Annotated in this window: 15 protein-coding genes, 2 tRNA genes and 2 pseudogenes; 15 read left to right on the plus strand and 4 right to left on the minus strand. The window is 70.2% G+C overall.

Going from position 1 to position 20,039, the window contains the following annotated elements:
* Positions 1–154: 154 nt before the first annotated feature.
* Positions 155–2,287, plus strand: coding sequence for a serine/threonine-protein kinase (locus tag IQ210_RS02365; protein WP_194076354.1), 2,133 nt, complete (start codon positions 155–157; stop codon positions 2,285–2,287).
* A gap of 49 nt (positions 2,288–2,336) precedes the next feature.
* Here IQ210_RS02365 and IQ210_RS02370 read toward each other — a convergent pair whose 3' ends face one another.
* Positions 2,337–3,755, minus strand: a complete 1,419-nt coding sequence (locus IQ210_RS02370; protein ID WP_194076356.1) for an amino acid permease — start codon at positions 3,753–3,755, stop codon at positions 2,337–2,339.
* Between the two features lie 182 nt (positions 3,756–3,937).
* Here IQ210_RS02370 and IQ210_RS02375 point away from each other — a divergent pair, with 182 nt between their 5' ends.
* Both IQ210_RS02375 and IQ210_RS02380 read left to right on the plus strand, forming a co-directional pair.
* Positions 3,938–4,426: a ribose-5-phosphate isomerase gene (locus tag IQ210_RS02375; protein ID WP_194076359.1), complete on the plus strand. Its 489-nt coding sequence runs from the start codon at positions 3,938–3,940 to the stop codon at positions 4,424–4,426.
* A 34-nt stretch (positions 4,427–4,460) separates the two neighbouring features.
* Positions 4,461–5,282: an Fpg/Nei family DNA glycosylase gene (locus IQ210_RS02380; protein ID WP_194076361.1), complete on the plus strand. Its 822-nt coding sequence runs from the start codon at positions 4,461–4,463 to the stop codon at positions 5,280–5,282.
* A 3-nt stretch (positions 5,283–5,285) separates the two neighbouring features.
* Here the strand turns inward: IQ210_RS02380 and IQ210_RS02385 are convergent, their stop codons facing one another.
* Positions 5,286–6,527: a GNAT family N-acetyltransferase gene (locus tag IQ210_RS02385; RefSeq protein WP_194076364.1), complete on the minus strand. Its 1,242-nt coding sequence runs from the start codon at positions 6,525–6,527 to the stop codon at positions 5,286–5,288.
* 162 nt (positions 6,528–6,689) lie between these two features.
* On the opposite strand from IQ210_RS02385, the gene IQ210_RS02390 reads away from it, so the two are divergent.
* The 4 genes from IQ210_RS02390 (at position 6,690) to IQ210_RS02405 (ending at position 12,200) form a co-directional block, all read left to right on the plus strand.
* Positions 6,690–7,874: a PP2C family protein-serine/threonine phosphatase gene (locus IQ210_RS02390; RefSeq protein WP_194076366.1), complete on the plus strand. Its 1,185-nt coding sequence runs from the start codon at positions 6,690–6,692 to the stop codon at positions 7,872–7,874.
* Between the two features lie 644 nt (positions 7,875–8,518).
* Positions 8,519–9,310: an ABC transporter ATP-binding protein gene (locus tag IQ210_RS02395; RefSeq protein WP_194076376.1), complete on the plus strand. Its 792-nt coding sequence runs from the start codon at positions 8,519–8,521 to the stop codon at positions 9,308–9,310.
* Positions 9,310–11,739: an FtsX-like permease family protein gene (locus IQ210_RS02400; protein WP_194076379.1), complete on the plus strand. Its 2,430-nt coding sequence runs from the start codon at positions 9,310–9,312 to the stop codon at positions 11,737–11,739. Before IQ210_RS02395 ends, IQ210_RS02400 begins: the two co-directional genes overlap by 1 nt.
* Complete coding sequence (locus tag IQ210_RS02405) at positions 11,736–12,200, plus strand: HD domain-containing protein (RefSeq protein WP_194076382.1); 465 nt, start codon at positions 11,736–11,738, stop codon at positions 12,198–12,200. The genes IQ210_RS02400 and IQ210_RS02405 overlap by 4 nt, the downstream gene beginning before the upstream one ends.
* A gap of 59 nt (positions 12,201–12,259) precedes the next feature.
* On the opposite strand, the gene IQ210_RS02410 is transcribed toward IQ210_RS02405, so the two are convergent.
* Complete coding sequence (locus IQ210_RS02410) at positions 12,260–13,420, minus strand: acyltransferase family protein (protein ID WP_194076384.1); 1,161 nt, start codon at positions 13,418–13,420, stop codon at positions 12,260–12,262.
* 534 nt (positions 13,421–13,954) lie between these two features.
* On the opposite strand from IQ210_RS02410, the gene IQ210_RS02415 reads away from it, so the two are divergent.
* The 4 genes and pseudogenes from IQ210_RS02415 to IQ210_RS47055 all read left to right on the plus strand — a co-directional run bounded on the left by IQ210_RS02415 (position 13,955) and on the right by IQ210_RS47055 (position 16,332).
* A complete protein-coding gene (locus IQ210_RS02415; RefSeq protein ID WP_059191782.1) occupies positions 13,955–14,149 on the plus strand; it encodes a hypothetical protein in 195 nt (64 codons plus the stop codon).
* A 237-nt stretch (positions 14,150–14,386) separates the two neighbouring features.
* Positions 14,387–14,683, plus strand: a pseudogene (locus IQ210_RS47835) (protein kinase domain-containing protein); the annotation flags it as partial.
* Between the two features lie 118 nt (positions 14,684–14,801).
* Positions 14,802–14,990 (plus strand): annotated as a pseudogene (locus IQ210_RS47840) (hypothetical protein); the annotation flags it as partial.
* Between the two features lie 70 nt (positions 14,991–15,060).
* Positions 15,061–16,332: an outer membrane protein assembly factor BamB family protein gene (locus tag IQ210_RS47055; protein ID WP_322656300.1), complete on the plus strand. Its 1,272-nt coding sequence runs from the start codon at positions 15,061–15,063 to the stop codon at positions 16,330–16,332.
* Here the strand turns inward: IQ210_RS47055 and IQ210_RS02425 are convergent.
* A tRNA-Gly gene (locus tag IQ210_RS02425) sits at positions 16,300–16,370 on the minus strand. The genes IQ210_RS47055 and IQ210_RS02425 overlap by 33 nt on opposite strands.
* 152 nt (positions 16,371–16,522) lie before the next feature.
* On the opposite strand from IQ210_RS02425, the gene IQ210_RS02430 reads away from it, so the two are divergent.
* The 4 genes from IQ210_RS02430 (at position 16,523) to IQ210_RS02445 (ending at position 19,877) form a co-directional block, all read left to right on the plus strand.
* A tRNA-Pro gene (locus tag IQ210_RS02430) sits at positions 16,523–16,599 on the plus strand.
* Between the two features lie 166 nt (positions 16,600–16,765).
* Positions 16,766–18,163, plus strand: coding sequence for a trigger factor (tig, locus tag IQ210_RS02435; protein ID WP_194076386.1), 1,398 nt, complete (start codon positions 16,766–16,768; stop codon positions 18,161–18,163).
* Positions 18,164–18,520: 357 nt separating this feature from the next.
* A complete protein-coding gene (locus tag IQ210_RS02440) occupies positions 18,521–19,126 on the plus strand; it encodes an ATP-dependent Clp protease proteolytic subunit (RefSeq protein WP_079311141.1) in 606 nt (201 codons plus the stop codon).
* Positions 19,127–19,196: 70 nt separating this feature from the next.
* Entirely contained in the window at positions 19,197–19,877 is a 681-nt protein-coding gene (locus IQ210_RS02445; RefSeq protein ID WP_314201779.1) for an ATP-dependent Clp protease proteolytic subunit, read from the plus strand.
* The last annotated feature ends 162 nt before the right edge of the window (positions 19,878–20,039 follow it).

Below are 20,039 nucleotides of genomic sequence, written 5' to 3' on the forward strand. Positions count from 1 at the left end.
ACGGTGGAGGGGGTGCGACGGATTGCCGGGGAATATGGGAAACGCGGGAAACACGGGAAGCGCGGGGAACACGGGAAACACCCGGAGCGGCGGGGCGCCGGGGACCCTCGTGGCGAGTCGATATCGCCTGGTCGAGAGTATTGGCCAGGGGGGAATGGGGCGGGTGTGGCGGGCCGCCGACGAAATGCTCGACCGGCAGGTCGCGGTCAAGGAAATGCGGATCGACGGCCTCGACGCGGAGGACGCCCGCACCCGCCGTGAACGCACCCTGCGCGAGGCCCGCGCGACGGCACGCATCGACCACCCCAACGTCGTACGGATCTACGACGTCGTGGACGAGGGCGAACGCCTGTGGATCGTCATGGAGTTGGTGGCGGGCCGCTCCCTGGAACGGATGACGGCGGAGGACGGCCCGCTGGGCCCCCGGGAGGCGGCCAGGATCGGCATAGGCCTGGTGACGGCACTACGACAGGTGCACGCACGCGGCGTCCTGCACAGGGACATCAAACCGGGCAACGTGCTGGTGGAGGGGAACGGCCACCGCGTGGTCCTCACAGACTTCGGCATCGCGGCCATCCAGGACGCCAAGGCGCTCACCATGGTCGGCATGCTGGTCGGTTCCCCCGACTACATGGCCCCCGAACGCATCGCGGGCCGCCCACAGGGCCCGCCGTCCGACATCTGGTCACTGGGCGCGACACTCTGTGCGGCCTTGGGGGGCCACTCCCCGTTCTCCCGGGACACAACGCTGGCCACCCTCCACGCGGTCCTGTACGAGGAGCCCGAACTCCCAGCGGAGGCAGGCCCGTTGCGCGAGGTCCTGGCAGCACTCCTGGACAAGGACCCGGCCCTACGCCCAGGCCTGGACGAGTTGGAACAGGCACTCACCCCAACGGCGGTCCCACCACCAACCCCCACGGTGCAGATAGGAGGAGAGAACACGACCTCGGAGCCCCCCGAGACCCCCAAGGCGCCCAAGGACGAGCAACCCTCACCCCCCCTCCCGGACAAACCAACCCCGATCTTCCCCTGGCCAAGCCCAGAACCCCCCACACCCCCTCTCCTAAACGCCTCCCAACTCCCAGCCCACCAACAGGCGTGGGACCAACCACCCCCTGGCGCCACCCAGCCCCCACAGCCCCCCACCCACGAACAAGCAGACACCAACGCCACCCAACCCCCACAGGCGGCACCCGCGCCCGCCGACGCCGCTCAACCGCCAGAGGGCCCACCCATCCCCACCCACGAACCGGCAGACGCCAACGCCGCCCAACCCTCACAGGGTTCACCCGCACACGCCCACGGCACTCCACCCCCACAGGGCCGACCCGCACCCGCCGACGGCGGGCAACCGCGACACGGTCTCTCCGCTCCCACCCACGAACCCGCATACGCCGACGGCGCTCAACCACCCCACGGCCCACCCGCACCCGTCGACGGCCCTCAACCGCGAAGCGGCCTCTCCACCCCCACCCGCGAACCCGCACCCGCCAACGGCGTCCCCGCCCCACAAGGGCCACCCGCACCCGACCACGAAAGTGGCGCGGGTGGTGCGGGTGGGAACTCGATCCGGGCCGAAGGCCCGGCACCCACCCACAACGCCTCCTCAGAGGCCCACGGCGGCATCTCCCTCATCCGCTCAGAGGCCGTCACCGAACAACGCCCCCTCCCTCCACCCCAACACCGCCCCCGCACCCGCCTCCTCACCATCGCGGCCCTCACCACAGCCGCCGCAGTGATCACGACCTTCATCCTGCTGAACACCAACTCACCCGGCGCCAAGAGCGAGGCACAAGCCACCCCCACCCCCACCGCCTCGACCTCCCCGTCCCCCACAGTCGAAGGCACCTCACGCCCCCAGTCCCTCCCACCCGGCGCCCACCGAGAAGCCGGCGGCTTCGCCTGGGCAACCCCCAAGGACTGGCGCAGAGATGTGAAGACCGGCGCGGAGGTGCACTACACCTCCCCCGACGGCACCCAGGAACTCGCCGCGAAGTCCTCCCTCGCCCGAGGCGACTTGATGGACACCTGGAAGACCTCGGAGGAGAACGCCCGCCAGGGCCAGGACTACCGGAAGATCCGCTTGGAGGACACGGAGTTCCAGGGCCACCCGGCGGTGGTCTGGGAGTACACCTTCACGCTCAAGGGCGTCCCCTGGCACGCCCGCCTGCTCGGCTTCAACGCGGACGGCAAGTCGTACCAGGTGAACACGTGGTACCAGCCGCAGACGGAGACGCAGGCACTCAAGACGTACGAGAAGGTCAAAAACAGCTTCACGGTGCTGTAGCAGCCACAGAAGCCACAGCACCGTGAAACGAGCAGCACCCCGAGGTGCCTCAACCCACCTTGATCCTGTCCTGCACGTCAGCTCCACCGACGACGTCCGAACGCCGCCCCCGCACCCGCTCCTTGAGCACGGCGATCCCCAGCACGAACGCGGCGACGAGCAACGACAGCAGCACGGTCGTACGCCCGCTGCTCGCCCCCTCCGTGTCGGTCAGCATGTAACCGAGCACGAAGACGATCAGCCCGGCCGTCGCCCAGGTCAGATACGGGTACAGCCACATCTTCACGACCAGCTTCTCCGGCGCCTCGGCCTGGATGATCTTCCGCATCCGCAGCTGCGAGAAGCAGATGACCAGCCACACGAACAGCGCGACCGCACCGGAGGAGTTGACGAGGAAGAGGAAGATCGTGTCCGGCGAGAGGTAGTTGAAGAACACGGCCACGAAGCCGAAGATCACGGACGCGAGGATGGCCGTCATCGGCACGCCCCGCCCGGTCGTCCGGGCGAACGCCTTCGGCGCGTCCCCACGCTCACCGAGCGAGAAGGCCATGCGCGAGGCTGTGTAGAGCCCGGAGTTGAGACAGGACAGCACCGAGGTCAGCACGATGAAGTTCATGATCTGACCGGCGTGCGCGATCCCGAGGGAGTCGAGGGCGGCGACGTAGGAGCCCTTCGACGCGATGGACGGGTCGTCCCAGGGGAGCAGCGTGACGACGACGAAGATCGAGCCGAGGTAGAAGACGCCGATCCGCCAGATGATGCTGTTGGTCGACTTGGTGACGGCCCGCTGCGGGTCCTCGGACTCGCCGGCGGCCAGGGTGGCGATCTCGCTGCCCATGAAGGAGAAGACGACGAGCAGGACGCCGGTGAGGATGGCGCCGGGCCCGTTGGGCAGGAAACCGCCGTGGTCGGTGAGGTTGGACAGGCCCGCCTTGTCGGCGTCGACCCCCGGCAGCACACCGAAGACCGCGAGTCCGCCGACGACGATGAACGCGCCGATGGCGACGACCTTGATCCCCGCGAACCAGAACTCGAACTCGCCGTAGGAGCCCACGGAGATCAGGTTGGTGGCGGTCAGCACCACCATCACGATGAGCGCCCACCCCCACTGCGGGACGGCGGGGATCCAGCCTTCGAGGATCTCGGCCCCGGCGGTCGCCTCGACGGCGAGCACCACGACCCAGAAGAACCAGTACAGCCAGCCGATGGAGAACCCGGCCCAGCGTCCGAGCGCCCGGTCGGCGTGAGCGGAGAACGAGCCGGTGGTGGGGTTGGCGACGGACATCTCGCCGAGCATCCGCATCACCAGCACCACGAGCGTGCCGACGAGTGCGTACGACAGGAGGATGCCGGGTCCTGCGGTGGCGATGCCCGCCTTGGAGCCGACGAACAGACCCGCCCCGATGACGCCACCGATGGCGATCATCGAGAGATGCCGGTTCTTGAGTCCGGCCTGGAGACCAGTCATTCGGGGAGTTCCTTCGTGCCGGGTGTGGGGATCGACTCAATGAATCAGAGGCAAATAAATAAATGAACCTTCGAATCCAGATTGTTACTTGAGGTTTTCTTGAGCTTCTGTGGCTGAGGTCACTGTTTTCCTGGCCGACACCCGAGGCTGCTGCCCCGAAACAGCCATGTCACACTCGTCCCATGCGCGTGTATCTCGGCTCCGACCATGCGGGCTTCGAACTCAAGAACCACCTCGTCGAGTGGCTCAAGGCCGCCGGCCACGAGGCCGTCGACTGCGGCCCCCACATCTACGACGCCCAGGACGACTACCCGCCGTTCTGCCTCCGCGCCGCGGAGCGCACGGCGGCGGACCCCGACGCCCTCGGCATCGTGATCGGCGGCTCGGGCAACGGCGAGCAGATCGCCGCGAACAAGGTCAAGGGCGTACGCGCGGCTCTCGCCTGGAGCGAGGAGACGGCGTCGCTGGGCCGCCAGCACAACAACGCCAACGTCGTCGCGGTGGGCGCCCGGATGCACACCCAGGACGAGGCCACGAAGTTCGTCGAGACGTTCCTCGCCACCCCGTTCTCCGGTGACGAGCGCCACATCCGCCGTATCGACATGCTGGCCGACTACGAGACGACCGGCGACCTCCCGCCGATCCCGGCGCACCACCCGCAGCAGGGCTGACCGCCCCGGTCCGGGGCTGGAAGGAACAGGCACCGTGCCAGAGGGGCACACGATCCACCGGTTGGCGGCCGACTACGCCGACCGCTTCTCCGGCACGGCGCCCCGAGTCACCAGCCCCCAGGGCAAGTTCTCCGACGCCGCCGCCCTCCTGGACGGCGCCGGACTCACCCGTACCGAGGCCCACGGCAAGCATCTCTTCCTGGGCTTCCGCGGCACCGGCCGGGACACCGACTGGGTCCACATCCACCTCGGCCTGTTCGGCAAGGTGAACTTCGGTGACGCCCCCGCGCCGCCGCCCACGGACACCGTCCGTCTCAGGCTCGCGAACACCACGTCGTACGTCGACCTGCGCGGCCCGACGACCTGCGCCCTCATCACGGACGCCGAGAAGAACGCGATACACGACCGCCTCGGCCCCGACCCGCTCCGCGAGGACGCCGACCCGCAGACGGCGTACCGGCGCATCTCCCGCAGCCGTACGACGATCGCCGCGCTCCTGATGGACCAGAAGGTCATCGCCGGCGTCGGCAACGTCTACCGCGCCGAGGTCCTCTTCCGGCACGGCATCGACCCGTACCGGGCGGGGAAGGATGTCACCGCGCGGGAGTGGGGCGCGATCTGGCGGGATCTCGTCGACCTCATGCGCGAGGGCGTGCGCCACAACCGCATCGACACCGTCCGCCCCGAGCACACCCCGGAGGCGATGGGCCGCCCGCCCCGCGTCGACGACCACGGCGGCGAGGTGTACGTCTACCGCCGGGCGACCCAGCCCTGCCACATCTGTGGCGGCGAGATCCGCACCGCCGACCTCGCCGCCCGCAACCTCTTCTGGTGCCCCGGCTGTCAGAAGCGCTAGCCGCTAGAAGCCGTGCGGCAGCCAGGGTGCGACAGCCGACCCGAACCCGACCGCCGCCTCCGTCAGCGCCCCCTGCCGCAGCTCGCGCACCCGCCCCGCGGCGCCCAGTGCGGCCAGGCTCACGCCGCCTAGGTACGCCGCCCCCAACTCCCGTACGGACAGCGCCAGATCGGCCGGGTCCTCGGTCCGTTCGCAGGACGCGCCCTTCGTGTCCCCGCTGAGCCGCCAACGCCCCGTGTTCCAGGGGCAGAAGTCGTCCTCGACGTCGAACACCACGTCCACCGGCGCCTGATAGGTCCGCGCCTCCAGCGCGGCCCCGACATCCACCAGCCGTACGTGCAGCGAGTCCCGCACCCGCAGTTCGCACCGCCGGATGTCGGAGACCAGCTGCTGCCAGACCTCGTCGACCGGCCGCCCCCGCGTATGCACCTTCGACGTCAGGTCGATCCCGAACAGGAACCGCCACAGCGCCGCATGCGCGGCCGGATCAAGCGCCTGTACGTCCCGCAGCACCACGGTCCCCTTGGGCCCGGCGGCCTCCCACTCGGGCTTCACATGGAAGCGCGCGTACCCGACGACCTCGCCGTCCCGCTCCGCGACCACGCACTGAAGTGGTGACGCCCCCTCCCGCTCGCCCTGCGGATCGAGCAGCCCGAGCCGCTCCCACCCGGGAAGCCGCGCCACCATGCCGGGCCGCTGCGGCACCAGCCGCGCGTACACCGCCTCGCAGGCGTCGAGCACGTCGGCCGGCTTCGCGTACCGCACGCGTACGTCATCGGTACCGGGCGGCACGGACAGCCGTACCCGTGTGGTGTCGATCTCGGCGTTGACATGGAACGTCGCCGGCGCGTACCCGAACCGCCCGTAGATCGCCGGTTCGCTCGCGGTCAGGACGGCCAGCGGCCAGCCCCATTCCCGTACGTCGTCCAGCTGGCGCCGCATCATCGACCGCAGCACCCCACGCCGACGATGGGTCGCGGCCACACTGACCATGGTCACGCCCGCGGCCGGCACCGCGGCGCCGCCCGGCACGGTCAGCCGGAAGCTGAACGCCCCCGCCGTGCCCACGCACTCGTCCCCGTCCCAGGCGCCGATGGAACGGTCGAGTTCGGTCAGCGAGTTCCACAGCTCCCGTTCCTCGGCCGCCTCCGCGACCCCGCCGAACGCCCGGATCAGGTTGTCGTACCACTCGTCCCACTCGTCCTGCCGCAGCACCCGCAGGTCGGTCGCCCACTCAGAAGCCATGGACCATGCCTACCAGGGCATTGCGGGACGAGCCAGGGAATTTCTCCTTGGTGGCCGCAGGGTGGCTTTCCGTGAAGTTCACTGTGAAGTTGAACCTCGGACGGGGGACAAGTGGGACCTCCCGTGCCAAGCAGCTGGTCCGATGGATAGGGTCCCGAACTAATGGCAGCAGGACGAGAGCGGCGCGCGGAAGCCGAGACGTTCACGGCCCGGTTGAAGATGCAGTGGCACCGGGCCCGCGTCGGCCTGCGCAGAAGCGCCGTGGACTACTTCCGCGGGGACGGCTCGGACTGGGTCGCACTGGCCGGTCTGCTCCTCACGATCCCGCTGATCGCGGCCACCACACTCATGAACTCGGTGTGGTGTTCACCGGCCGCGCTGGTCCTCCCGATCGTCGCGGGCGGACTGCTGCTGCGCCCGGCGAGCCTGCTGGGCCTGTACGCGGCGGCGGCGACGGCACTGATCGTGGAGTCGGTGCAGCTGGGCCCGTACACGGAGGGCCCCAGCCGAGTCACCCCCGGCATCGTCCTCGTCGTGGCGGCCTGCGGCTTCTTCGGCCTCCTCATCGCCCAGTTCCGCAGCCGGGTCGGCGTGCCCTGGCGGCGCGGCGGCACCATGCTCTTCGACCTGCGCGAACGCATCCGCGTCCAGAGCAAGCTCCCGAAGCTCCCGCCCGGCTGGCACCGCGAGATGGCCCTGCGCCCGGCGGGCGGGCAGTCCTTCTCCGGCGACTTCGTGGTCGCGGCCCGCACCAACGGCGGCCGCACGATGGAGGTCGTCCTGACGGACGTCTCCGGCAAGGGCATGGACGCGGGCAGCCGAGCCCTGCTCCTCTCAGGCGCCTTCGGCGGCCTCCTGGGCAGCCTGCCCCCGCACGCCTTCCTGCCCGCAGCCAACGGCTACCTCCTCCGCCAGGACTGGGACGAGGGCTTCGCCACCTCCATCCACCTGGTCCTCGACCTGGACTCCGGCGACTACGAGCTCTACTCCGCGGGCCACCCGCCGGGCCTCCAACTGAGCGCGGGCAGCGGCCGCTGGGAGGAGAAGGCAGCGGAAGGCCCCCTCCTCGGCGTCTACGACGGCGCCCAGTTCGACCCCGTGAAGGGCTCCCTGCGCCCCGGCGACGTCCTGATGCTCTTCACGGACGGCCTCGTGGAAACCTCGGACCGGGACATCGTGGAGGGCATAGACCGCCTGACCGGCGAAGCCGACCGCTACGTGGCCGGCGGCTTCCACGGCGCGGCTTGGCACCTGATCGAGGCAGTGGCCAAGGACGTCAACGACGACAGAGCACTCCTGCTGATCTGCCGGGAAGGCCCAACAGCCCAGGCAGCCACCTCCGCTTAGCCGCGGACGCTCGTGCGGCAGGGGTACCGGAAACCTGCGCAGCCGCGGGCGTTCGTGCGGCAGCGGTGCCGGAATCCCTGGGTAACTGCGTGCGGTCGTGCCGCTGGCGCTGCGCCCACCCGTGCCGCGGCAGGTGTCCATCCGCGTTAGCTGCGGGCGTTCGTGCCGCTGGCGCGGCGCCCACCCCAGCAGCCTCCGCCGTTCATCTGCCGCCGCTGTGGGCAGTCGTGCCGCTGGGGCGGCGCTCACCCGTGCCGCGGCAGGTTTCCATCTGCGTTAGCTGCGGGCGTTCGTGCCGCTGGCGCGGCGCCCATCCATGCAGCGTCCGCCGTTCATCTGCCGCCGCCGCGGGCGTTCGTGCTGCTGGCGCGGCGCCCGCCCGTGCAGCGTCCGCCGTTCATCTGCCGCCGCTGCGGGCAGTCGTGCCGCTGGGGCGGCACGGGTGGGCGTAGCGGCACCCCGCCAGCGCGGGCAAGCGAAAACCCCCCGACCCTAGCCCCCACCCAGCCGCACCCGACCACCCTCCCCAGCCCCAGCCCACACCCCACCCAACCCAACCCCCGCCAAGGTGGGGTTTTCCCCAGCCCAGATTCGCCAGCGCTCCTCATCGCCCCGCCCACCCTCCCCTCCGTAGCGTCAAATACATGACCTCGGACCGGAAGAAATCCCCCATGCCCACCCCAGGCGAATGGGCCGTCGAACTCCACGGAGTGCAGCGGCGCTACGGCCGCGGCCGCACCGCCGTCCACGCCCTCCGCGGCATCGACCTCACCCTCCCCCCGGGCACCTTCACCGCGGTCATGGGCCCCTCCGGCTCCGGCAAGTCCACGTTCCTCCAGTGCGCGGCCGGCCTCGACCGCCCCACCGCCGGCACGGTCCGCCTCGGCGGCACGGAGATCACCGGCATGAAGGAGAACAAGCTCACCGCCCTCCGCCGCACCCGCCTCGGCTTCGTCTTCCAGGCCTTCAACCTGCTCCCGTCCCTCACGGTCGAGCAGAACGTCGCCCTCCCGACGCGCCTCGCGGGCCGCCGCCCCGACCGCCGCCGCACCGCCGAGGTCCTCGCCCAGGTCGGCCTCGCCGACAAGGCCCGCCGTCGCCCCGGCCAGCTCTCCGGCGGCCAGCAGCAGCGCGTCGCCATCGCCCGCGCCCTCGTCACCCGCCCCGACGTGGTCTTCGCCGACGAACCGACCGGCGCCCTGGACACCACCACCGCGGCCGAGATCCTCACCCTCCTCCGCCGGGCCGTCGACACCGAGCGCGCCACGGTCGTCATGGTCACCCACGACCCCACGGCGGCGTCCTGGGCCGACCGCGTCCTGTTCCTGGCGGACGGCGAACTCACCACCCACCTGGACCGCCCGACCCCCGACCAGATCGCCACCCGCATGAAGACCCTCACGGCCCGCCGGGACGACGTGAAGGCAGCCGCCTGATGCGTCCCAACGGCCTGGCCCGCGCAGCCCTCCGCTTCCGCCCCTCCGCGTTCGTCGGCACCTTCGTGGCCCTCGTCATGGCCGCCGCGATCGTGTCGGCCTGCGGCATCCTCCTGGAGACCGGCGTCCGCGCCGAGGTCCCGCCCGGCCGCTACGCGGGCGCCCCCGTCGTGGCCGCCGCCGACCAGCAGGCCCACTACGGCAAGGGCGACAGCGCCGACAGCGAACCGGTCCCCGACCGCGCCCGCCTCGACGCCACCCTGGTAGCCAAGGCGGCCAGCGCCCCCGGCGCCCGCACCGCCGTACCCGACGTCACCTTCCCGGTCACCGGCCCGCACGGCCCCCTCACCGCCCACAACTGGTCCGCCACCGCCTTCACCGGCGAACACCTCACCGCGGGCCACGCCCCCAACCCCGGCGAAGTGGTCCTGGGCAACGCAGAGATCGGCGACCGCGTCACCCTCACCACCCCCGACGGCACCCACACCTACCGCGTCTCCGGCACGACCACCGCACCCGGCGTCTGGCTGGCCGACACGGAAGCCGTACGAGTCTCAGGGCACCCGGGCCGCATCGACGCCATCGCCGTACTCCCGAAGCCCGACGTCGCCACCGGCACCCTGGCGGCCCAGGTCGCCCACGCCCTGGACGGCCAGGCCAAGATCCACACCGGGGACGGCCGCGGCACCGTCGCGGACCCCACCCTCGACGAGGCCAAAGAGGTCCTCATCGGCATCGGCGGCTCCTTCGGCGGCGTCGCCACGGTCGTCGCCATGTTCACCGCGGCCGGCACCATCGCCCTGGCCGTCGGCCAACGCGCCCGCGAGTTCGCCCTGCTGCGCGCCATCGGCACCACCCCGCGCCAGATCCGCCGCACCATCGCCACCGAGACCCTCCTCGCCGCCCCGCTCGCGGCCGCCCTCGGCTGTCTGCCGGGCACGGCCCTCGCGGCCTGGTGGCTGGACCAACTCCGCGACCGGGGCGCGGTCCCGGAACAGGTCGACCTGGCCGTCTCCTGGATCCCCCTCGTCTCCGCGACCGGCGCCGTACTCCTCACCGCCCTCCTCTCCGGCTACATCGCCGCCCACCGCAGCTCCCGCATCAAGCCGGGCCAGGCGCTGAGCGAGGCGAGCGTGGAGCGGCTGCGCGTCGGCTGGATCCGCACCCCGCTCGGCCTCGCCGCGGTCGCGGGCGGGATCGTCTGCGCCGCCCTGTCCGCCTCCCTGACGGGCGAGGACGCGGCCAACGCGGCCCTCGGGATCGTCGTGCTCTTCATGCTCGCCGTGGGCCTGCTCGGCCCGCTGGTCGCCCGTGCCTGCGCGGCCCTGTTCGGCCTGCCGCTGCGCGGCGGAAGCGCCTCCGCGGCCCTGGCCGCCGCCAACTCCCGTACCAACGCCCGCCGTCTGGCCTCCGCGATCACCCCGATCGTGCTCGCGATGGCGTTCTCCTCGGTGCTGGTCTTCCTGCACACCAGTGAGGACCACGTCACCGCCCAGCAGCAGCGCGACGGCATCACCGCCGACCACATCGTCACCGCCCCGGACGGCGCCCCCGGCCTAGCCCCCGACGCCGTACGACGGGCCGAGGGCACCCCTGAAGTCCGGGCCGCCATCGGCCTGTTGAAGACCTCCGTGCTCGTCCCCGGTTCGGGCGGCGCCCTGGAGGCGGCCACCGCACAGGGCGTCACCGGCTCCGCCCGCGACCTGGCCGCCGTACAGGACCTGGACGTCAAGGCGGGCCAACTGGCCGTGAAGCGAGGCGAGATCGCGATCGACGCGTCCCTCGCCGACAACGCGGACGTCCGGGTCGGCGACCGCCTCCACCTCCGCCTGCCCGACGGCACGAAGGCGTCGCCGCGGGTCGTGGCGACGTACGGCCGCGGCCTGGGCCTCGCCCAAGTCACCCTGAGCCGAACCGACTTGAAAGGCCACGTCACCTCGGCCTACGACACGGAACTGTGGACCAAGGGCGGCACGACAGCCGGTCTCAAGGCGCTCGGCACCGTTCGGGACCGCGACGGCTACACCACCGCCCAGTCCGTGGACCGCGAGCTCAACGCCTGGGCGAACAACCTCATGGCGGCCGTCCTCGGCGGCTTCGCGGCCGTCGCCGCCGTCAACACCCTGGTGATGACCGTCCTCGACCGCCGCCGCGAACTCGGCACGCTCCGCCTCATCGGCTCCACCCGCCGCCAGGTGCTGCGGATGATCCGCTGGGAGGCCCTGCTGGTCGCCCTCGCCGGCATCGCCCTCGGCACCGCGATCGCCCTCGCCACACTCGTGCCGATGATGAACGGGCTGACGGGACAGGGCCCTTACATCCCACCGCTGATGTACGGAGCCTTCGCGGGAACCATCGTCGCGCTCGGCCTGACCGCGGTCACCCTCCCCGCCAAGGCGGCGCTCCGCAGGGAGACACTGGACGAGTGACCGAACCACTGACATTGGCCGAGATCGAGTCCCTCGCCCGCACCGCCCACGAGGGCCAGACCGACAAGGCCGGACGCCCCTACGCCGAACACCTCCAGGCCGTCGCGGAAGGCGTCCGAGCAAGGGGCGGCGACCCCGACCAGATAGCGGCGGCCTGGCTCCACGACGCCGTCGAGGACGCCGCCCTCTCCGAACAGTGGCTGGCAGAGGCCGCACTGAGCCCCCGTACGAAGGACATCGTGCGAGCGGTCACCAAGCGACCGGGGGAGCCCCCCGAGACGTACGCGACCCGCATCCTCGCCACCCCGGGCGCCCTGCTGGTGAAGGAGGCGGACCTGTCCCACAACGCAGACCCGGCCCGCCTAGAAGTCCTGGACCCCCCGACCCGCGACCGCCTGACCGAGAAGTACGCGAACATGCGCAACCATCTAGGTCTCAACTCCAGTCCGACAACGCCCTAAAGGGGCGCGGGGAACTGCGCGACCAGCCACAGCGGAGCCGCGGCCGAACGACGAAGCAACTACGCCGGCACCTTCTCGCGAACCTGCCGCTCCCGCGCCATCTCCGTCGCATCCCTCCTGAACGCCCACGCCATCTTCGGCTCCATGGCGAACCGGAACACCCGCTGCACAGGCTTGGTGCACAGCGCGGTGACGACGGCAGCGGCAACCAGACTCACGAAGATCTCGCCGAGAGGCCGATGCAGCCAGGCATGGTCGAACCAGCCCTGATAGTCCCCGGCCTTCACCAGGAACCCGTGCAGCAGATAGCCGTAGAGCGTGCCCGCACCCAGCGCCGTGAACCACATCTTCCGCCGCGGCACCCAGGCGAAGAAGCAGGCGGTCAGCAGCAGCGAGCAGCCGAACATCGCGAGCACCATCACCGGACCGACCCACCACGGGGCGCCCAGGTCCTGGGCGGCGTCCCGGTGGTAGAACCACGCGGTGTTCATGCGCGGCACCGCCCACCAGCCGACGGCCAGCGCGGCGGCGAACACCGGCACGGCCAGGATCCGCATCCGCCAGGTCCGCACCATGTGGAAGTGCTCGGCCTTCATGCACAGCCCGAGGACAAAGTACGGAAGGAACTGCAACACCCGCTGGAGGTCCAGGTCGTTGCCGATGGACGGCGCCACGGACGCCAGCATGGCGACGCCGAGGGCGAAGGGGAGCGGCCAGCGGATCAGCTTCAGGACCGGGGTGCACAGCCGCCAGACGAACAACGCGCACAGGAACCAGGTCAGATACCAGGGGTCGAGCAGGCTGATGTCCTTGCCGGAGTCGCCGCCGACCGTGCGGTCGAAGAGGACGTACGCCGTCTCGAAGAGGACGTACGGCACCGCCACGCCCGTGATCAGCCGCTTGAGCCGGTCGGGACGCATGTCGAAACTGCGGGAGAAGAAGCCGGAGATGATGATGAACGCCGGCATGTGGAAGGAGTACACGACCGTGTACACGCCCTCCAGGATGCGACTGTCGCCCTTGAGAGGCTCCCAGGCGTGACCGACCGCGACGAGCACGATCGCCAGGTACTTGGCGTTGTCGAAGAACGCGTCACGCTGCTTGCCCTGTGGCTTGTGCCGAGGCTGCGCTTGAGCGAGCGGTGAGCGGGGGCTCGGCACTCCGGGTGCCGACGACTGTGCCGACGGGAGCGGCACTCGGGGCGAGGCGGCGTGGAACATCTGAGGCACCCTAGCGTTGTCTGTCCGATTTCGTAAAACCGGCCACGTCATTCCTGGTTATCGGCTTCGGGTACCCGATATTTCGGCAGGCCGACGCCATTTTCCACGTGACGGTGAACACAGCGAATGGATAGGCCCAGTCGTCACCGCAAGGGTCGTATTGGTGTGATTCATCCCGACTAAATAGGGCATATGACCAGCAGGCGACTCCGGTGGAATGTCCGCTTCCTGTGGGCCCGTTGTGGCCGCCGCTCATTTTCGAATTACCTGCGAACGGGATGTGTGGAGACCGAAACGATCCGGTCGAATTCCCTGTGCGATCCCCGTGTGAGTGCGCGCTCGAATTGCTGTACGGAACTAGGGGTGTTGGTCACGGACCCGGACGGCGCCGCACAGTTCGGGCACAGGTGTGGTCAACGATGTCTCACCTGCCGCATACAGCGGCTTGGTTGGTGGCACGATGGTTCTGGCGGGGGTGCGCGGGGCTGGCACCCCCGGGCCGGGAGAGCGGACCGACCTAGGGTGTGATCAGTTGTGGCCATTTCGCTGTCAGTGGTGCTGCTGTTGGCGATCATCATGGTGGTGTTGATCCGTGGCGGGTCCCTCAAGGCCGGACCCGCGGTCGTGGCCGTGCTGTTCGGCTTCTTCCTCGCCTCGACAGGCATGGCCGACGACATCCAGCGCTTCCTCAACTCGATAGCGGAGACCATCAACTCGATCCAGTTCTGACCCCGTTGAGCCGCCGGGCTAGGCTGACCAGCCCGGTCACGGGGGCCGGTGACGGACGGGGGAACGTACGGGGATGGCGCTGCGCGACTCGGACCCGGCGGAAGTGGGCGGTTACCGCATCGAGGACCGGCTGGGCAGCGGTGATGGGGGTCCCCCCGCTCGAGCGAAGTCGAGAGTGGGGGAGGGTGTGGTCATCTCGCCCGCTCCGCCTCCGGCCGCCGCCTCGCGGTCAAGGTCGTGCACGGCCAGTACGCGGACGACGACGAGTTCCGCGCCCGGTTCCGCCGCGAGGTGGACGCCGCCCGCCAGGTCAGCGGCGCCTTCACCGCACCCGTCGTGGACGCGGACGCCGACGCGCCGCGCCCCTGGATGGCCATGCTCTCCATACCGGGCGCCGACCTCGGCACCCACATACGCGTCCACGGCCCTCTGCCGCCGTCCCGCGCCCGGGAGTTGGCCGCCGGCCTTGCCGAGGCCCTGCGCGACATCCACCGCGCCGGCGTCGTCCACCAGGACCTCAAACCCGCCAATGTGATGCTCGCCGACGACGGCCCCCGCGTCATCGACTTCGGCATCTCCCGCGCCACCGAGCTCGCCGCCTCCGACGCTCTCACCCAGACCGGCCGCGATGGGGGAGGGCACCCCGCCCTTCATGTCCCCGGAACAGTTCTCCGCCCCGCACGAGGTGGGCCCCGCGGCGGACATCTTCTCCCTCGGCGCGGTGGTCGCCTTCGCCGCCTCCGGCAAGGGCCCGTTCGACAGCCCGAGCCCCTACGAGACGGCGATCCGCGTGGCCGAGGGCACCCCGGAACTCACCGACGTCCACCCGGAGTTGTTCCCCTTCATTCGTCTCTGCCTGGAGAAGGAGCCCAAGTCCCGCCCCACGGCCGACGAGTTGCTCCGCCTGCTGCGTGACGGCACCCTGCCCACCACCGGCCCCCCGACCCTCGTCGACCCCGCGCCCCCGCCGACGCCGCGGCCGCCTCTGGCTCGCCGCGACGGCGGGCGCCGCCGTCCTCGCGGCCATCGTCGGCACCACCCTCGCCCTCACCGACGACGAGGCCACCGACCCGGGAAACCTCCCCACCGGCTGGGAGGCCTGGCACCGGCAGGCGAAGGACCCCAGCGTCGACAAGGACCCGATGGGCCCCACCGCCCTCTTCAACCACTGCGTCGCCTCCGGCACCTCCCTGGTCTGCGCGGGCGACGAGATCATGGCCACCCGCTTCGCCCTGGCCGACGGCGCCAACACCTGGGGCCGGCCCATCGACCCCGACCGCCGAGGACACCGACTTCGGCAGCAGCAGCTCCGGCGCGGCACGATCATCGGCGCCCGCGACGGCCGCGTGTACGTCTACGGCGCCGACGACCGGCCCACCGGCGGCCAGACGTCGTACCCGACCCGCTACACGATCCAGGCCCTGGACGCCGAGACCGGGAAGCCGGCCTGGAAGACGGTCACCGCCGACAGCGCGGACGGCACCGAGCCGAGCAGCGACCAGGGCGCCTCCGCCGCCGTCCCCGCGGGCGTCGTCACCGTCTACGGCAGGACGGGCAACCAGTACGCCCTCCTCGACGCCGAGATCGGCAGGATCCGCTGGAAGCGCCCCTTGCCGAACCCGAACCAGTACATGAGCCTCCTCCGCAGTGCCGGCGGACAGGCGTACTTGCTCACCGCGAAGTACACGACCGACGACATCGAGAACACGAACGTCAGCCAGCTCGACCCGGCCACCGGAAAGCCCCGCTGGACGGTCAAGCTCAAGGGCGACATCGACATCGTCGGCCGGCGCGACGGCCGCCTGCTGCTGCTCAACACCACCGGCCCTCGCCGCACCCTGACCCTGATCAAGACGTCCACGCACATCGTCACCACGGTGAAGCTCGCCAAGCCCCAGCCGGAGGCCGCGACCCCGACCCTCGCCAGCTGTGGGAGGGCAACTCCGGCGTGGAACTCGCGGGCCCGCCCACCGCCTCCCGCACCCACCTCTACCTGGCGTCCCCCTCACCCTGGTCGGCGACGCCCTCTACGTCCCGTACGGCCTGCGCTCGGTCTGCACGGTCGACGTACGAACGCTCTGACCTGGGACGACGGCCTGGTACGACGAGAGGGCCCGGTTCCTCAGGAACCGGGCCCTCTGCCGTGTCAGAGCGGGCGACGGGAATCGAACCCGCGTAGCTAGTTTGGAAGACTAGGGCTCTACCATTGAGCTACGCCCGCACAGGACGCGCCGCAGGTCGGAGGACCGCGGCACAGAAGGCATCGTAGCGGGTCGGCCCCCTTCGCCGCACACCCCGGCCAACCTTGCGGCGCAGCCCGTAAATGCGGCGATCCCATGGCCTGCGGGCATGTACCCTACGTGTCGCACCAGACGGGGTGTGGCGCAGCTTGGTAGCGCGTCCGCTTTGGGAGCGGAAGGCCGTGGGTTCAAATCCCGCCACCCCGACCATCTTGCTTGATCGCCTTTTGGGGCGTGTCGTGGCTGCGGTTACTATGCAAGCTGCATGCCCGTGTGTCTCTCGTCCGACCCCGACGACATCCTCCGGGCGGCGAATCCGCCGGAGCCGTTCTGGCCCCGGCAGAATCCAAGAAGTCAGCCACAAGGAGACCGAACCGTGAAGAGCGCCGTTGAGAACCTGAACCCGACGCGGGTTCGGCTCACTGTCGAGGTGCCCTTCGAGGAGCTCAAGGACAGCCTCGACGCGGCGTACAAGAAGATCAACCAGCAGGTCACGGTGAAGGGCTTCCGCAAGGGCAAGATCCCGGCCCGCGTCATCGACCAGCGGTTCGGCCGCGGTGCGGTCCTGGAGGAGGCGGTCAACGACGCGCTTCCGAAGTTCTACACCGAGGCGGTCAACGAGGCCGACCTGGACGTCCTCGGCCAGCCCGAGGTGGACATCACGGAGCTGAAGGACGGCGACACGCTGAACTTCACCGCCGAGGTCGACATCCGCCCCGCCCTCGAGATCCCGGACTTCTCCGGCATCGAGGTCGAGGTCGACGCCGTCGAGGTCACCGACGAGGACGTCGACAAGTCCGTCGAGCAGCTCCGTGAGCGCTTCGCCTCCACCTCCCCGGTCGAGCGCGCCGCCGAGGACGGCGACGTCGTCACGATCGACCTGGAGGCCAAGGTCGACGGAGAGGTCCTCGAGGACGGCATCGCCAGCGGTGTCTCCTACACCATCGGCTCCGGCGAGCTCCTCGACGGCATCGACGACGCCGTGAAGGGCCTGGAGGCCGGTGGCGAAGCCACCTTCACCTCCGAGCTCAAGGGCGGCTCCGCCGCCGGCAAGGAGGCCGAGGTCACCGTCAAGGTCACCCAGGTCGCCGCCCGCGAACTGCCCGAGCTGGACGACGAGTTCGCGCAGCTCGCCTCCGAGTTCGACACCCTCGACGAGCTGAAGGCCGACAGCCGCAAGCGCCTCGAGAACATGAAGCAGTACGACCAGGCCACCCAGGCCCAGGAGCGCGTCCTGGAGAAGCTCCTGGAGCTCGTCGAGGTGCCCGTCCCCGAGAAGCTGCTCGAGGACGAGATCAACACCCGCAAGCACAACCTGGAGCACCACCAGCTCGGCCAGATGGGCCTCGACCTCGAGAAGTACCTCGAGATCCAGGGCAAGACGGCCGAGGAGTTCGACACCGAGACCAAGGACGCCGCGGTCAAGGGCATCAAGACCCAGTTCGTCCTGGACGCCCTGGTCAAGCGCGAGAAGCTGAACGTGAACCAGGAGGAGCTCACCGAGCACCTCATGCGCCGCGCCGCCTCCTCCGGCATGTCCCCCGACCAGTTCGCCCAGGCGGTCGTCGAGGGCGGCCAGGTTCCGCTCCTCGTCGGCGAGGTCGCCCGCGGCAAGGCCCTGGCCGTCGTGGTCGAGGCCGCCACGGTGAAGGACACCAACGGCGAGGTCATCGACCTCGACGACGAGGACGAGGTCGAGGAGGCCGCCGAGGTCGCCGCCGAGGCCACCGAGGCGGACGCCACCGAGGCCGCCACCGAGAAGACCGAGGGCTGAGCCCACGGCACCTTGTACGTCGTAGGAAGGGCCCTCGGGGACATGATCCCGAGGGCCCTTCCGGCTTGGGGCGCGGAGGTGCAGGCAGGGGCGCGGGGAACTGCGCGACAAGCCACGACGAACCCGCAGCCTGCCACGCACCGCGACGACCACGGCGGGTGGCGACCAAACACCCTCCGCATGCTCTACGCCCCCGGCGAACACCCCCTACTCCGGGATTCCCCAGGGGGACCAGCGCGTTAGGGTCCATGAGTATGGGGCCCCCAGTCGGCCGAACCGCCGGAGGCCCCCGCAGGGAACACGTGAAGACGGCCCGGCGCCGTCGTAAGACGAGCAGGTGGATACGTGACGAATCTGATGCCCTCCGCCGCCGGCGAGCCTTCCATCGGTGGTGGCCTCGGCGACCAGGTCTACAACCGGCTGCTCAACGAGCGGATCATCTTCCTCGGCCAGCCGGTCGACGACGACATCGCGAACAAGATCACCGCACAGCTGCTGCTCCTTGCCGCGGACCCGGACAAGGACATCTACCTCTACATCAACAGCCCGGGCGGTTCGATCACGGCCGGCATGGCGATCTACGACACCATGCAGTACATCAAGAACGACGTGGTGACGATCGCCATGGGCCTCGCCGCCTCCATGGGCCAGTTCCTGCTCAGCGCGGGCACCCCCGGCAAGCGCTTCGCGCTGCCGAACGCCGAGATCCTGATCCACCAGCCGTCCGCCGGCCTCGCCGGCTCGGCCTCGGACATCAAGATCCACGCCGAGCGGCTGCTGCACACCAAGAAGCGCATGGCCGAGCTCACCTCGCAGCACACCGGCCAGTCGTTCGAGCAGATCACCCGCGACTCCGACCGCGACCGCTGGTTCGACGCGGAGGAGGCCAAGGAGTACGGCCTCATCGACGAGGTCATCACCACGGCCGCCAACATGCCGGGCGGCGGCGGCACCGGGGCCTGAGCCCCACCGCAGGGCCCGCAACGGCCCGCAGAGCCCCCAGCCGACCGCCTCAGCTCCTAGGAGACAGACAGTGAACGACTTCCCCGGCAGCGGCCTGTACGACCGCACGCGCGCCGAGTACACGGGCCCCTCGGCGGAGTCCCGGTACGTCATCCCGCGCTTCGTCGAGCGCACCTCGCAGGGCATTCGTGAGTACGACCCGTACGCGAAGCTCTTCGAGGAGCGCGTGATCTTCCTCGGCGTCCAGATCGACGACGCCTCCGCCAACGACGTCATGGCGCAGCTGCTGTGCCTGGAGTCGATGGACCCCGACCGGGACATCTCGGTCTACATCAACAGCCCCGGTGGCTCCTTCACCGCGCTGACGGCGATCTACGACACGATGCAGTTCGTGAAGCCGGACATCCAGACGGTCTGCATGGGCCAGGCGGCCTCCGCCGCCGCCGTCCTGCTGGCCGCCGGTACGCCGGGCAAGCGCATGGCGCTCCCGAACGCCCGCGTGCTGATCCACCAGCCGTACAGCGAGACCGGCCGCGGTCAGGTCTCCGACCTGGAGATCGCCGCCAACGAGATCCTGCGGATGCGCTCGCAGCTGGAGGAGATGCTGGCCAAGCACTCCACCACGCCGATCGAGAAGATCCGCGAGGACATCGAGCGCGACAAGATCCTCACGGCCGAGGAGGCGCTCTCGTACGGCCTGATCGACCAGATCATCTCCACCCGGAAGATGAACAACGCCGCAGTCCGCTGACGCGGCTGCTGTATCGTCTGCCGCCCCTTGGCATGGTTCGTGTGCTTTGACACGCTGCACGTCAAAGTGAACCCGGCCAAGGGGGGCCCGAACGGGGGGCCAGGCAAGGTACCGTCGGATTAAGGCAGCACCAGGAGCCGCTGGATACGAAAGCGTCCAGTC

It is taken from the genome of Streptomyces justiciae, assembly GCF_015163075.1.
Taxonomy (GTDB): domain Bacteria; phylum Actinomycetota; class Actinomycetes; order Streptomycetales; family Streptomycetaceae; genus Streptomyces; species Streptomyces justiciae.